We start from the raw sequence: 15017 nt of genomic DNA, 5'->3' as shown, positions 1-15017 counted from the left end.
ACTAATGTAACATAAATCGGGATGGTTGATAAGCTTTAGCAGGCAAAAGGGGCGGCCGTCTGTTATTCTTGTATGCCGGTCCGGCAAATGATTCATACTACGGTTAATCTTTGCAGAAGGAGCCGGGAAATAATGAACAATACTAGGAAGCTGCTGCTGCGCAAATATGCCGTAATTCTCCTGCTGTCTGCGCTCTCCCTGTTATATCTGTACCTGATGGACTGGATGCTGGGCTATGGCCCGGAGAATATCAGCTACATCCTGAACTATCTGCTATACACCGCGTCCGAAAAGCTGACTGCCGCAGTACTGCTGCTGCTGCTGATCATTCCCGACATCATCTACTGGATTCGCGGGAATCAGCCCGGCCGGGGGGCGGAGAAATGATCCCGGACCGCCGTTACAATCACCAGCACCACCGGAACGGCGACCATCAAATAGGGATATACCCTGTACAGCAGGGTCCCTCCCTCATCCAGATGTTCAATGAAGCTGCGCGCGTCCAGCATAGAGGTGAACAGAATGATCAGCGCACAGGGATAGAGCATCCTCCGGTAAGGCATCCGGAACAGCTCTGAAATTCCGACGAGCGCCGCAGCGAAGAATACCGCCATTTTGAAAAACACTCCGATAATCAGCACCATAACCACGAAAATATCCACCCGCTGAATGAAATCCGAGATCGAGATCTTGCTGATCGTCGGCATCAGCGGGAGCGGGGAACGTTCCACAATGTCTTCACCCAGGACTGAAATGTTCAAAGCCATAGTGAAGCTGAGCAAAAGCGCGGAAAACAGCATGGCGGCGGCAATGACCCACGGCCCTTTTTTGACATTGGACAGATAAGGCATCAGCATCGTGAAGCACACCATCTCCCCGAACGGAAACATATAGTTCTGATGAATTACGGAGGCCAGCACCGGCTGGATTCCATTCTCAAGTACCGGCAACAATCTGTTCAGATTGATCGTTCCCGAGAGAATCAGCATCAGGGTACCGAACAGGCCGATCAGCATAACCACAACAGCAAATACCATGGACGTTCTGCCCAGCACCTCCAGTCCCTTATGCAGCACATATGCTCCCGATAAAAGCATCAGGGTACTGAGGATGAATAGGGGAGTGTTGTGCATAGTTGACATAGCCAGCATAGTGCTGCCATCGCGCAGATCGCGGGCGGCAAGATTAATGTAGAGAACAATATACGCCAAAGCTACCGGGGTCCCGATATATTTGCCGAGCAGTTGCCGCGTATAGGCTGTAAATGGCAGATCCGGCTGCTTGCGGTACAGATAGGCATACCCTGTGAACACAATCAGCCCGGCCACACAGCCGACGAGGATAGAGAGCCACGCATCCCTGCCTGACTCCATACCCAGATTAACAACCAGCGCCGTGCCCAGCTCAAACAGAACCGTCAAGCAAAAAAACTCACCTAATCCAATTTTGACCTTCCCCATCCCTGAATCTCCTCCCGGATAAACTTATTGGATTTGAAAAGAATTGCTGCGCATATCCGTCTGCCGGATGACTACATCCGCCTCGATTCTGATTCCACAGGTGGTAAATACCTCTTCCCAATGATTCTTTATCTTCTTCCAGCCCTTGGGGTTCTTACGCTGAAGTGCTTTTCCAAAGCCCAGATAATCGCTCTTAAATCCCCTTGCAGCACTTACAGCCGCCTTAATCTGTTTCACCGTTTCTTCTGTAAGCTGGTCCGACAGTTCATCCAGGACCCGGGGAGACGTAAGATCCAGCGTATTCGGAGATTCTTTGAGCGCCGCCTGTTGGGTGACCTTGACAGTAATGACGGGATGCTCCGGGTCTGCCGACCGGACCTTCAGCGTCACCTGGGACTGGTAGATATTGAAGGATAAATAACCGCCCTCCTTGTCTTTGATCAGGCTTGGATATTCCTTGAGCCTGTTATGCAGCAGAACAGTGCCCAGCGCGGCATCGCCCGCGAGCCAGCCCTTCAATTTGTCATCCTTGAATGCCGCCAGCCCGGAGACTCTCAGGATCGTCTTGGGTTCAATGTTCTTCAGGCTGTCATTGCTGCCTGCCTGTTCACGGTCTCCGCTCGTATATACCCCATTGATGATCGGACCGCCTCCCCTGATCTGAATTCCCCGGATTACGTCATCTACCGCCATCCTGAAGTTATACCCGAATTGCTTGGAGGTCGTCTCCAGCTTTTCTACCAGGTCATTGGCCGGAATTTTGCTGAACACTGTCATTGTAGACATCAATTCACGCGCAGGCTGTCCCTTAGAGATAAAGATCTCGCTGTTGAGCCGGGTATCACTCTCCCGTTCCAGTACATCCAGTATGTCCTTGATGCCTTCGCGGGCAAACTTCTCGGAGATCACCAGTACCCGCACATGTCCCAGCGATAAGAAACGTGCCGTCTGGCGTGAAGCGTCCGCCAGCGCCTCGAACATAGTCCGGCCTATCCCTGTGTATAGAGCAACCGGCGAGATCCCCCTGCTCTTCTCCCCGGATATTTCCTCAGCCACAATCACTTGAAAAGCAATCTTGTACTTCTCCGTCTCCGAGTCCCCCCTGTCGATGGCTATCCCGGAAATAATGGCCCGCCGGTTGAGCTCAACATTGTCCCAGCAGCCTGTCAGCAGCACTTGAACGGCCAGCAGCAGGGCCAGGCTCAGGCAGAACGATCTATTTCTCACCGGTCTCCCCCTCCTTCTTCTGCTTTGCAGAAGTATTATTCTTGAGAATGAGCGGTGCCTGCTGCGCTTCATGGCCTGTGGTTAACTGCATATACTCCGGCAGCTCCTTACTCATCTGCTTCGGTGTTGTGTCACTCCCTACGACCCAGAGCGGGAGTCTGAGAATGGTATCCTTCTGCCCGTTGACAGAGAGAGGTACGAAGGGGAACAGGTAAGGTACGCCGAACGACCGCAGGCTGTTCATGTGGGCCACAAGAACAATCAGACCCAGCGTAATTCCGTAGAAGCCGAACAGACTCGCCAGAATCAGAAAAGCAAACCGGATAATTCTGCCGGCAATCGCCATGTTATACGCCGGAACGGCAAAGCTGGCAATCCCGGTCAGCGCAACGACGATAACCATGATTGGCGCAATAATTCCGGCCTCTACCACCGCCGTTCCCAGAATTAGCGCTCCGACCACAGATACTGTCTGCCCGATGGCGCGTGGCATACGCACCCCGGCTTCACGGAGAATCTCAAATGCCGTCTCCATCAGCAGCAGCTCCACAAATGCCGGGAAGGGCACATTCTCCCGCTGGGAGAGCAGATTAATCAGCAGCGTGGTCGGAATCATCTCATAATGATAGGTGGTCAGCGCGAGATAGATCGAAGGACCCAGAATCAGGACAAGGAAGCTCAAATAACGTACCAGTCGCATCAAGATGGCTATATCAAACCGCTGGGAATAATCCTCGGCAGACTGAAAAAACTGCGTAAAGACCGCCGGAAGAATCAGTACAAACGGGGTCCCGTCCACAATAATCACCACACGGCCTTCAAGCAGATTGCCTGCAGCCACATCCGGCCGTTCCGAGTTGTATATCGTAGGAAACGGTGTGAACGTCTTGTCCTGGATCAGCTCTTCTATAAACCCCGACTCCAGCACTTCATTCAAGGTAATCTTACGCAGGCGATCTCTGGCCTCCTGGACCAAATCTTCCCCGGCCACTCCCTTCATATACATCAGGGCCACATGGGTATGTGTCTCTGAACCGATCTTCATTACCTCCAGATGCAGCTTGGAGGATTTGATTCTGCGTCGGATCAGGGAAATATTCGTAGCCACCGACTCGACGAACCCATCCTTCGGCCCCCGGACCACGAGCTGTGAGGAAGGCTCGCTGACCGCCCGCTGTTCACCACCCCTGGTATCACAAATGATCGCTTCGAGGCAGCCCTCCAGCAGGATCGCAGTGTCCCCGGAGAGAATGGCCAGCATGATCTCCTTCCATTCCTCCTGAAGAACCGCATCGCCGATGACAAGGGCGCGGCTTAGGACGGCCTGCGGAAGCGGAGATTGTTCATTAGAAGTACCGGCCCCGTCCTCCGGCTTGTCCCGGATCAGTTCACCCGTATTGTCCAGCAGAGACCCGATCACGAATTCATTCACAGCCGCTGTATCTGCCAGGCCGCTGAGATGAACGGCAGCCGCTTCTATCCGGCTGTCTCCGCCAATCCGGACTCTGCGGATCTTGAGATCCGGGCTGCCCCCAAGCTCGGTCTGAAGGTTGATCAGACTTTGGGATACGGTATCCGCCAGGCCCAGAGGGGCACTGCCTGGCTGTTGGTCCGCTGTAGAGCCTGTTCCTGCTGCCTGCGCTTTTCGGTTTGACCCTGACTTCATCTCCGCTTCATCCCTTCCTGATTCATCCAGAATTCTATTATTCGCGGATATCCCTGCCATTATTCGGCCGGTCTCCCCTAAGGGCAACAAGCAGAAACAGATTTGCATTCCTGTTACAAGGGCTGTATCGGTGTGCTTCCATCTCCATAAAAATGCCCCGCAAGCTACCGGCTCGCGGGGCATTCTGTATATGCTGTTATGGATCTATCACGGTATCAGATATCCACCGAACCTGTGTATACAACCTGCGCAGGCCCCGTCATGTAGACATGGTTGTCTTCCTCGTTCCACTCGATGAACAGATCGCCGCCCTTCAGGCTGATGACCGCCGAGCGGTCCGTCACTCCGTTCAGCACGGAGGAGACCAGGGTAGCGCAGGCACCTGTTCCGCAGGCCAGCGTAGGACCGGCACCGCGTTCCCAGACGCGCATGTCCACATGGCCGCGGCTGCGGACAGTGGCGAACTCCACGTTTACTTTGCGCGGGAAGAGCGGATGAACCTCAAGCTTCGGCCCCCAGGTAGTGAGGTCGAACGATACCGCATCGTCCACATAAATAACCGCATGAGGGTTCCCCATGGAGACGGCGGTGAACCGGAATGCTGTGCCGTCTGCTTCAATCGGCTGGTCTAACACCGGCTCAGCATCGATGGCTACAGGAATCTGCGGCCCAGACAGGACCGGCTCACCCATATCCACCGTTACACTTTCCACAACGCCGTCTTTTACCTTCAGGGAGACCTTCTGTTCCCCGGCGCCAATCGTCTCGATGACAATCTGCTCCGATTCCACCAGACCCTGCTCATATACATATTTGGAGACGCAGCGGATCGCATTGCCGCATTGCTCTGCCTCCGAGCCGTCGGAGTTCATGATGCGCATCATGTAATCGCCGCGCTCCGAAGGGAGAATGTATACCAGTCCGTCTGCGCCGATGCCGAAGAACCGGTTGCACAGCGTAACAGCCAGCTCCGGGGCATTGCCCGGCAGCTCATCCTCACCGAATACGATAATAAAATCATTGCCCAAACCGTGCATTTTGGTAAATTCCATTGTCAGGTCCACTCCTATAAATAATATCAGCTGTATTCACATTCCCGGCTCATCATAAACCAAGCTTCTCAGTGAAACCAGCATACCTTATCGGAGTGGAGTGAGGCTATTGATTTTATGCTGAAAACTTTGTACTTTTTATCATCTGGCGTCCGCCGCTGCGGCTGCGGTTCTTCTTGCCGCCCCATACGCTGCCCGCTCCCATCAGGAAGGTCGGGATTCCGGCCATCACCAGTACCAGACACCATTCACGGAAGCTGAGCGGAACGGTCTTGAACACAGGCTGAAGCACAGGCAGATACATTACAGCCAGCATCAGGATCACAGAGGACAGAACCGCAAGGACCAGATATCTGTTCTGGAACGGATTCCGGAAGAATACCGAGCGGGAGCTGCGGCAGTCGAATACATGAATAAGCTGAGCCATGACCAGAGTGGCAAAAGCAACCGACTGCGCACGGATTAACTGCTGGGCACTGCCCGGATCAATCCGCAGCGTCAACCAGAAGGCCGCCAGGGTACATAGGCCGATCAGCAGCCCGCGGCTGACAATCTTCCAGCCCAGACGCCGGGCAAAAATATTCTCCTTCGCCCCGCGCGGCTTGTGCTCCATCAGATCCTTCTCCGGCTGGTCTACCCCCAGCGCCATAGCGGGCAGGCCGTCTGTAACCAGATTGACCCACAGAATCTGGATCGGTACCAGCGGCAGCGGCAGCCCGAGCATCATGGCGAAGAACATGGTCAGAATCTCGCCGACATTCGAGGCCAGCAGGTACCGGATGAATTTGCGGATATTCTCATAGATATTCCGCCCCTCTTCAATGGCCGCCACAATGGTCGAGAAGTTATCGTCCCCGAGGACCAGGGCCGACGCCTCCTTCGTCACATCCGTCCCGGTGATGCCCATCGAGATTCCGATGTCGGCCGCCTTGATCGCCGGGGCATCGTTCACACCATCGCCGGTCATCGCAACGACATGGCCGTGCCGCTGCAGCGACTTCACAATCCGCAGCTTATGCTCCGGCGATACCCGGGCATAAACGAAGACATGGTCCGATACCTTGTCGAGCGCATCATCGTCCATCCGGGTAAGCTCGCTCCCGGTCAGAACCGTGCCGCCGCGCTGCAGAATGCCGAGCTGATGGGCAATGGCCTCGGCGGTTGTCCCATGGTCGCCGGTGATCATGACCGTCTTGATGCCCGCCCGGCGGGTTACGCTGATCGCATCACGCACTTCCTTGCGCGGCGGATCAATCATGCCGGCCAGCCCGACGAAGACAAGCTGGCTCTCCGCTTCCTTCTCGCTGCCGGCCACTTCTCCGCTCCGCAGGTCACGGTAAGCCATCCCCAGCACACGCAGCGCGCCGGAAGCCATCTGTTCGTTGGCCTCCAGCACCTTCTGGCGCAAGGTCGGCGTACAAGGCACGACTCCGCCCTCCCACAGCATATACGTGCAGCAGTTCAGCAGTACATCGGGTGCGCCTTTGGTGCAGATCATCCGTCCGCCGGGATGATTCACAATCACCGACATCAGCTTGCGTTCAGAATCGAACGGAAACTCCGTCTCCCGGGTATAGGTTACGGCAAGAGTCTGGGCAGTTAGTCCCATTTTAGCTGACAAAGCGACCAGCGCACCTTCCGTTGGATCGCCCTTCAGTTCCCAGACCGGCTGGGCGTTAGATCCTTTATCGGCATCTGCGCCTTTGCCTTTCTTTTTGCTGCGGGTATCAGGAAGGCTCTCATAGATCTCTGCATTGCTGCATAATGCGCCCACCTGAAGCATGCGCCGGAGACTCTGGTCGTTCTTCAGATCAACGGGCCGGCCCTTCTGCAGCACACTGCCGACCGGAGCATAACCTTCTCCAGACACCTCAAGGGTCCGTCCGGCATTCCAGAGCCGGGTGACCGTCATTTTGTTCTGCGTCAGGGTTCCTGTCTTATCCGAGCAGATCACGGAGGCGCAGCCGAGAGTCTCTACCGAAGGCAGCTTGCGGACAATCGCCTTGCGCTTGATCATCCGCTGGACACCCAGCGCGAGCGCAATCGTCACAATCGCCGGAAGTCCTTCGGGAATTGCCGCTACCGCCAGACTCACCCCGGCCAGGAACATGGCCGTTGCGGGCTGGCCGTGCAGAATTCCTGCCAGGACCACCACAATGGTCAGCCCCAGTGAGACATAGATCAGAATCTTGCCGAGCTGCTCCAGGCGGTGCTGCAGCGGGGTCTCCTGAGATTCGGTATTCTGGATCAGATCGGCAATCTTGCCCATCTCGGTAGCCATGCCGGTGCGGATGACCATTGCCCGGCCGGTTCCCCGGGTCACCATTGTGCCCATGAAGCCGATATTCTTCTGATCGCCGAGCGGGATCTCTTCGGCATAGATCGCCGAGGCATGCTTGGAGACCGGCAGCGATTCCCCTGTCAGCGCCGACTCTTCGGCATAGACACTGCTGCACTGCAGCCAGCGGACATCTGCCGGAATCCGGTCTCCGCTCTCCAGCAGGACGATATCTCCGGGAACCAGCATTCTGGCCGGAAGCACCTCCTGCTTCCCTCCGCGCATCACCTTGGCCGTAGGCGCGGAGAGCTGCTTCAGCGCCCGCAGCGAACGCTCGGCGCGGAACTCCTGCACGAACCCGAGTGCCCCGTTAAGCAGAATAATCGCGACAATCGTAATGGCGTCTAAGTATTCGCCGAGCAGGCCGGATACCAGGGTCGCCCCCATCAGCACCAGTACCATGAAATCCTTGAACTGATTGAGCAACAGCGTAAAAGGCGATACCCTTTTGCCCTCGGACAGCTCATTGTACCCGCTCTCTTTGCGTCTTGCGGCGGCATCCTCGGCGCTTAGACCCGTTCCAGGCTCTACGCCGAACATCTCCTTCAGCTCCTCTGCACCGAGCCGGTGCCAGCTTTTTTGTTCCATGACTAATCTTTCCCCTCCCGGTCGTTTCTTGACTTCCGGCGGCGCACAGCTTTTCCACCTGTTCATGTCCAAGTGTATTCATGGTCGTCCCAAAATATCACCGCATCTAGGTTTCTCCTTTTGCGTGAACCGGTAAAAGTATGGCATCATAGAGGGAGTACTTTATTATCAGGCGACAGGAGAAACTTATCATGGCATTAGACGGCATTGTTACCCAAGCGATCGTGCACGAGCTTCAGCCCTTCATCGGTGCACGCGTCGGCAAAATATATCAACCCAGCACACATGACCTCATCTTCACTCTGCGCGGTGCGGGCGGCGGCGGCAAGCTGCTGCTGTCAGCGAACCCGACGTACCCCCGGCTGCACCTGACTGAGAGAAGCAGCATCAACCCGGCGGAAGCGCCGATGTTCTGCATGCTGATGCGCAAGCATTGTGAAGGCGGCACCATCGAGAGCATTACCCAGGTGGGGCTTGAGCGGATTATTCATATCACCATCAGAACCCGGGATGAGCTGGGGGATGTCTCGGCCAAAAAAATCATCATCGAGCTGATGGGACGCCACAGCAATATCATTCTGACCGAGCTGGCCACGGGGACGATTATCGACGGCATTCATCATGTCACCCCATCGATCAGCAGCTACCGGGTCGTTATGCCGGGAGCGGCCTATACCCAGCCGCCGCAGCAGCATAAGCTGAATCCCCTGCAGATCAGCCAGACCGATTTTCTCACCCTGATGGCCTCGGCAGAGGAAGCGGCCCGCTTCGCCGCTGAGCATCCGCCCGAGCCTCAGGAGGATATGATCGAGGGCGAGATCGCCGGACTGCTGGCCTCTCTGGAAGCACCGCAGGCTGACGGCTCCGGCGGGCCCGCCCCTTCAGCCGATCCGGCCGGATGGCTGGTCCATGCCTTCAGCGGCCTAAGTCCGCTGATTGCCGGGGAGATTCTCCACCGGTACAAGGAGACAGGCGGCGAAGCTGAAGATTACCGCAGCGTGATGGATAAGCCAGTGCAGCTGTGGGAAGCTTTCCATTCCGTGATGGAGCCGGTCAGGAAGCAGGAATTCGCTCCGGTCACCGGGCTGAACGTCAAGGGCAAGCCGATCTTTTCGGCTATTCCGCTGAAGCTGATGAGCGGGAATGTGAAGCATTACAGCTCGATTAGCCTGTGCCTGGAGGATTATTACGGAGACAAGGCAGAGAAGGATACGGTTAAGCAGCGGGTAAGCGACCTTCTCCGCTTCCTCAGCAACGAGCGCAGCAAGAATATCAAGAAGCTGGCCAACCTGCAAAAGGATCTGAATGAAGCCGAGGATGCAGACCAGTTCCGGATCTGGGGAGAGCTGCTGTTCGCTTCTCTGCACACCCTGAACAAAGGCGACAAGGAAGCAACACTGGTGAACTACTACGACGAGAATCAGGCGGAGATTACCGTTCCGCTCGACCCGCTGCTAAGCCCAACGGACAATGCCCAGCGGTATTTCAAGAAGTATAACAAGTACAAGAACAGCCTGCGGGTGATCGGCGAGCAGGTCCAGAAGACACACGAAGAGATAGCCTACATGGAGCTGCTGCTCCAGCAATTGGCTCATGCTTCACTGAATGACATCGAGGAGATCCGCGAGGAGCTGGTCAGCCAAGGCTATCTGCGCGACCGCAGCAAAAAAGGCAAGAAGAAAAAGAAGGCCGCCAAACCCACATTGCAGGTGTTCACTTCCTCTGAAGGGGTGGATATCTATGTCGGCAAAAACAATCTGCAGAACGAATATGTCACCAACCGGCTTGCTTCACCGAACGATACCTGGCTGCATACCAAGGATATTCCCGGCTCGCATGTGGTGATCCGCAGCGAGGAATTCGGAGATGCCACCCTGGAGGAGGCCGCCCAGATCGCCGCCTATTACAGCCAGGCTAAGCAATCCAGCAGCGTGCCGGTGGATTGCACCCTGATCCGCTATGTACGCAAGCCAAGCGGGGCCAAGCCGGGCTTCGTCATCTACGATCATCAGCGGACGCTGTTCGTCACACCGGATGAAGAACGGATCAAGCAGCTCCCAAGCGTGCTGCGGAGTTAAGGCTCCAGTAGTGTGCAAACAAATTGAGCTCGCGCGAAGGTAACTGGCACATTGTATGCGGAAAACAGCATACAATCGGCTCGCTCAAGGCGCGTGGGTCAAATGTGTGCGGAAAACAGCATACAATCGGCTCGCTCAAGGCGCATGGGCCAAATGTGTGCGGAAAACAGCATACAATCGGCTCGCTCAAGGCGCATGGGCCAAATGTATGCGGAAAACAGTATACAATCGGCTCGAGTGAAGGCGCGTGGGCCAAATGTATGCGGAAAACAGCATACAATCGGCTCGCTCAAGGCGCGTGGGTCAAATGTATGCGGAAAACAGCACACAATCGGCTCGCTCAAGACGCGTGGGCGAAATGTATGTGGAAAACCGAATATATTCCGCTCGCGCAAAGGTAATCGGCACCATGTATGCGCAAAACCGAACACACAATAGCAGGTGGTTTCCTCTTACTGCTCATGCACTTTACCAACAGTAGGGATTGCTCCTACAAAAAACCTCCCTCCTGTAGCGCCTGCGCTAAGGGAGGGAGGTTTTATTGGGTTTTTGGTGTCCTGTGGTTTGGTGTCCTGTGGTTTGGTGTCCTGTGGTTTGGTGTCCTGTGGTTTGGTGCCTTGTGTCAGTTTTTTTGTATCCTGTTTCGTGTATCCTATGCCCTTTGCTCTGTGCCCTGCGGTCAGCCTCTAGCAGCCTTAAGCTGCTCCAGCACAGCGGCTGGCACACTCACACTGCCGATATCGCCGTGGAATACTACCCCCTGCCGCGCACCGTGGAAATCCGAGCCGCCGGTAACCCGCAGGCTGAATTCCGCAGCCAGCGCAAGATAGCGCTCATGCTCTGCCGGGCCATGGTCGGAATGATACACCTCGATGCCGTCCAGGTCACATTGTTCCACAATGCTGCGCACCAGTCCGTCATCTCCGTAAATTCCCGGATGTGCCAGCACTGCCGCACCGCCGGCTTCACGAATCCACCGGCAGGCCGTCTCCGGTGTAATGCGCGGAGGCGAGACATACGCCGCCGCACCTTCGCCCAGATACTTGTCGAAGGCATCCCGCATGTCCACGGCCGCACCCAGCCGGACCAGCTCATCTGCAATGTGCGGGCGGCCGATGCTCTCGTCCGGCTTCAGCTCCCGGCCAAGCCCGGACACTACCTGCTCCAGGGTGATCGCAATGCCCAGTCCGCGCAGCTTCTCCAGAATCGCTTCATTGCGCCCAAGCCGGGTATTTCGCTGCTCTTCCAGCCGGGACAGCAGCAGCTCCTGCTCCGTGTCGATATAGTAACCGAGGACATGGATCTCCTTACCGCCTTGCCGGGTGCTGATCTCTACACCGGGAACCACTGTAATCCCGTACCGCTTGCCCGCTTCCAGTGCTTCCGCCACACCGCTGACCGTATCATGGTCGGTAATCGCTACCCCTGCCAAGCCTGCCTCATAGGCAAGCCGCACATTCTCCGCCGGCGGCTGCATGCCGTCCGAAGCCTGGGTATGGGTATGCAGATCGCATCTGCCGGCTGTATCAGCAGGGCTCGCTGTCCCTGACGCGGCAGCCTCTGATGCTCTGCCGGGATGATTATGGTATACCATAGAATTCCTCCATTCTTTCATTCAGGTTATACGTGCTTTCTTGTAGCTGTACACGGCTGCTCCTATCTGTTACTGTCCACCGGCATGCTGGCGCAGGAAGCTCAGGAAGGTTACCGCCGAGATCGGCAGCAAGGTCGATTTCAGATGAATGGCATAGAATTGCCGCTTAAATGAAGCATCCGCCAGATTAACAATCTTCAGCAGGCCGAGCGCCACTTCATGCTTGACCGAGGATGTCGAGATAATCGTAATTCCCAGCCCTGCCTCTACCGCCGACTTCACCGCCCCTGTACTGCCCAGCTCCATCACAATCTGCATTGCCGCAGGATCAAGCCCGTTAGCCTCAAGCTGCTCCTCCATCACCCGCCGTGTGCCAGAGCCGCGCTCACGCAGCACGAACGGATAGGCGAGCGCCTGTGCAAGCGTCACTTCCCCCTGAGCGGCCAGCGGATGATCCCCGGGCACAATCAGCTTCAGCTCATCGCCCATGACCGGTTCACTCACCATATCCGGGTGGGAGACCGGCGCTTCAATCAGCCCGAAATTCAGCTGATGCTTGTGAATCTCATCCATAATCTGTGAGGTGTTCATCACCTTCATCATAATGGAAATGTTCGGATATTCCTTGCCGAACGGCCCCAGCAGACGGGGCAGCACATATTCGCCGATGGTCAGGCTGGCTCCGAGCATCAGGCGGCCCTCCAGCATGTGGGTGAAGGCCGACATCGCCTGATCCGTCTCGCGCATCAGCTGCATGCTGCGCACCGCGAACGGCATCAGCGTCAGACCGGCCTCGGTGAGCATGATTTTTTTGGTGGACCGGTCGAACAGCTTGGTTCCGAAATAATCCTCCAGCGCCTGAATCTGCATGGTCACCGCAGGCTGGGTCATATGCAAAGTCTGCGCCGCCGCCGAGAAGCTGCCCCTTTCCGATACGGTATAGAAAATATGAAGCTGATGAAAATTCATAGAGCCTTACTCCTTCGCTAATTCCAGATTTCAAGCAAAAAGGCACGCAGCCCTGAGCCGCATGCCTCCCTCGTTCAACATATCCTACTTGCGCCTGCGGCGTTTCTTGGACAGCTTCATGCGCCGGGAATGGCGCAGCCAGGAATAGTATCTCTTGAGATCCCGGAGCTGCGGAGTCACCGATATTTTGCCCAGAAAAGACACGATTACCATGACATACAGCGGCTCTCCGGAGAGGGACGTCACGCCCTCAAGCTGCCTGAAATCAGCCACGATCACCGTATCATTATCGATCAGATAGGCATTATAGTCACTGCTCGAGTACGGCCTCAGCCGGTTCTGCTTCAGAGCCTGCCAGATCCAGGCGGTCACCTCAATGTTCGCACTGTCCTCAGCCGCTACCCGGTCCGTATAACGGCTCTTGGCATGCCGGGTCAGCACGATATCGGCAATCCCGTAATTATTCAGCATGATATGGAAGGGCTCGTACTCCCCCCACCAGTCCATCCCCTTGCCCTGCATAGTCATCACACTCCACGTAAAAAGGGTCTTGGCATGCTCTTATTGTTGTCAATCTTACCGCATTGACGGCCGTTGTTCAAGCATACCGCCATCCCCGGGAGTCTTGCAGGGCGAAACCTCAGCTGCCCGTTCTGTGCATACTGATATCGCTGTCATCGACATGACTTATTACGACAAGGTTCCCGCCCGGTTCATCTTATACAGCACGGGTATCGCCGCTGCTATGAGAATCGTCCCCATCCATGCCGGTGCAGCCGGTCCCAGTGATACATAGAGCTGTCCGCCAATCAGCGGCCCGATCATTCTCGCCAGTGCCTGAATCGATTGGCTGCCCCCTTGAACCCGTCCCTGCTCGCCCGCTGCGGCAGATTTGGACAGCATCCCGTTGAACGAAGGTCCGAACACCGAATCTCCGAAGCCGAAGATAAACATCCCTGCGATAAAAAGAGGATAAAAGGCGAACAAGGCTGACAGGGCAAATAAGGCGTAGCCCGCAATTTCCGAGACCATTCCGAGCAGGGCGATCTGTCTGTCACTGTATCTCTGTAAAAGCTTCGGCATTATGAATCCTTGGGACAGAATATCCTGTAAGCCCATGATCGAGAACATCAGGCCGATGATGACCGGCTTCCAGCTGAAATTATCCACCGTGAACTGTGACAAGATGGCCTGCAATGATCCATTCGGTATCCACAGCAGGAACGCCGACACCAGAAGCCTGTTCAAGTTCTTCATGGACAGCAGATTTGCAAGCTGCGAGAAGGGATTGAGCCTCAGCCAGGAGATCTCCTTCAGCCGCTTCTGCTTCTCCAGGGTCTCAGGCATATAGAAGAAGCCATAGCCCACATTCACCAAAGTTACCGCAGCTCCGAAATACATCGGCACCGAATAGCCGAATTTGGCCAGCAATCCGCCGAGCGCCGGTCCAATAATGGTACCCGCCCCCACCACCGCGCTCACCCAGCCGAAATACTTGGTCCGCTGCTCCGGCGGAAGGATGTCTGCAAAATAGGCAAATATCGTGCTGATGCTCCCGCCTGTAATTCCTTCGATAATCCGCCCGGCGAACAGCACCCATAAGGCCCCTCCGAGGCCAAAGATGAAGTACCCGGCGGCAGAGCCAAGCAAGCAGAGCAGCAGCAGCGGACGGCGGCCGTATTTGTCACTCAGCGCTCCCAGCACAGGCGCCGCACAGAACACGCAGGCCGCATACGCTGCAGTCAGCAGGGTAACCATCAACGCCTGTTGTCCGGGATCACTAACATAGGGCTGGACCAGGAAAGGGACTACGGGAGCAATGATACTGAAGCCGATTCCGCATAAAAATACAGAGATTAGTCCGAATAGGAGCGCGTGTTTTTCTATTTTTGGTTCTGAATGTGGATCATGATGGTGATCCGGCCGGGAAGTGGGCATCTATCTTCTCTCCTTAGAGCTGATTATTTGTTTCCTAAGAAACAATACCACTCTAACACATTTTTGATTCCGGGGAAACAAAATAATTCTCATAAAAAAACACCCTG

At 55.7% G+C, this 15017-nt stretch carries 11 protein-coding genes; 2 read left to right on the top strand and 9 right to left on the bottom strand.

Features of this window, described 5'->3' with window-relative positions; genetic code table 11:
• Positions 1–132 precede the first annotated feature (132 nt).
• A complete protein-coding gene (locus MHH28_RS03560) occupies positions 133–387 on the top strand; it encodes a hypothetical protein (protein ID WP_405111886.1) in 255 nt (84 codons plus the stop codon).
• Here the strand turns inward: MHH28_RS03560 and MHH28_RS03555 are convergent.
• The 5 genes from MHH28_RS03555 to MHH28_RS03535 form a co-directional block, all read right to left on the bottom strand.
• A complete protein-coding gene (locus MHH28_RS03555) occupies positions 360–1460 on the bottom strand; it encodes a GerAB/ArcD/ProY family transporter (RefSeq protein ID WP_405111883.1) in 1101 nt (366 codons plus the stop codon). The genes MHH28_RS03560 and MHH28_RS03555 overlap by 28 nt on opposite strands.
• Positions 1461–1484: 24 nt before the next feature.
• Positions 1485–2687: a Ger(x)C family spore germination protein gene (locus MHH28_RS03550; RefSeq protein WP_405111880.1), complete on the bottom strand. Its 1203-nt coding sequence runs from the start codon at positions 2685–2687 to the stop codon at positions 1485–1487.
• Entirely contained in the window at positions 2677–4413 is a 1737-nt protein-coding gene (locus MHH28_RS03545) for a spore germination protein (RefSeq protein WP_405111877.1), read from the bottom strand. The genes MHH28_RS03550 and MHH28_RS03545 overlap by 11 nt, the downstream gene beginning before the upstream one ends.
• Positions 4414–4568: 155 nt before the next feature.
• Positions 4569–5405 (bottom strand): diaminopimelate epimerase, encoded by an 837-nt coding sequence (gene dapF, locus MHH28_RS03540; RefSeq protein ID WP_405111874.1) that lies wholly within the window; start codon positions 5403–5405, stop codon positions 4569–4571.
• 115 nt (positions 5406–5520) lie between these two features.
• Positions 5521–8331, bottom strand: a complete 2811-nt coding sequence (locus tag MHH28_RS03535) for a calcium-translocating P-type ATPase, SERCA-type (protein ID WP_405111871.1) — start codon at positions 8329–8331, stop codon at positions 5521–5523.
• Positions 8332–8522: 191 nt separating this feature from the next.
• On the opposite strand from MHH28_RS03535, the gene MHH28_RS03530 reads away from it, so the two are divergent.
• Complete coding sequence (locus MHH28_RS03530; protein ID WP_405111868.1) at positions 8523–10409, top strand: NFACT family protein; 1887 nt, start codon at positions 8523–8525, stop codon at positions 10407–10409.
• A 679-nt stretch (positions 10410–11088) separates the two neighbouring features.
• Here MHH28_RS03530 and MHH28_RS03525 read toward each other — a convergent pair.
• The 4 genes from MHH28_RS03525 to MHH28_RS03510 all read right to left on the bottom strand — a co-directional run bounded on the left by MHH28_RS03525 (position 11089) and on the right by MHH28_RS03510 (position 14910).
• Positions 11089–12003, bottom strand: a complete 915-nt coding sequence (locus MHH28_RS03525; RefSeq protein WP_405111865.1) for a PHP domain-containing protein — start codon at positions 12001–12003, stop codon at positions 11089–11091.
• Positions 12004–12072: 69 nt separating this feature from the next.
• The gene (locus MHH28_RS03520; RefSeq protein WP_405111862.1) at positions 12073–12972 is read right to left on the bottom strand and encodes a selenium metabolism-associated LysR family transcriptional regulator; all 900 of its coding nucleotides are present in this window, start codon (positions 12970–12972) and stop codon (positions 12073–12075) included.
• Positions 12973–13056: 84 nt separating this feature from the next.
• Positions 13057–13500, bottom strand: a complete 444-nt coding sequence (locus MHH28_RS03515) for a hypothetical protein (protein WP_405116819.1) — start codon at positions 13498–13500, stop codon at positions 13057–13059.
• A gap of 162 nt (positions 13501–13662) precedes the next feature.
• Positions 13663–14910: an MFS transporter gene (locus MHH28_RS03510; protein ID WP_405111859.1), complete on the bottom strand. Its 1248-nt coding sequence runs from the start codon at positions 14908–14910 to the stop codon at positions 13663–13665.
• Positions 14911–15017: the final 107 nt, after the last annotated feature.

Origin of the sequence: Paenibacillus sp. FSL K6-1217, assembly GCF_045040735.1 — a bacterium.
Lineage (GTDB): Bacteria > Bacillota > Bacilli > Paenibacillales > Paenibacillaceae > Paenibacillus_AQ.
The sequence above is the reverse complement of the archived record's forward strand: the minus strand, read 5'-3'. Positions and strand labels throughout refer to the sequence as shown.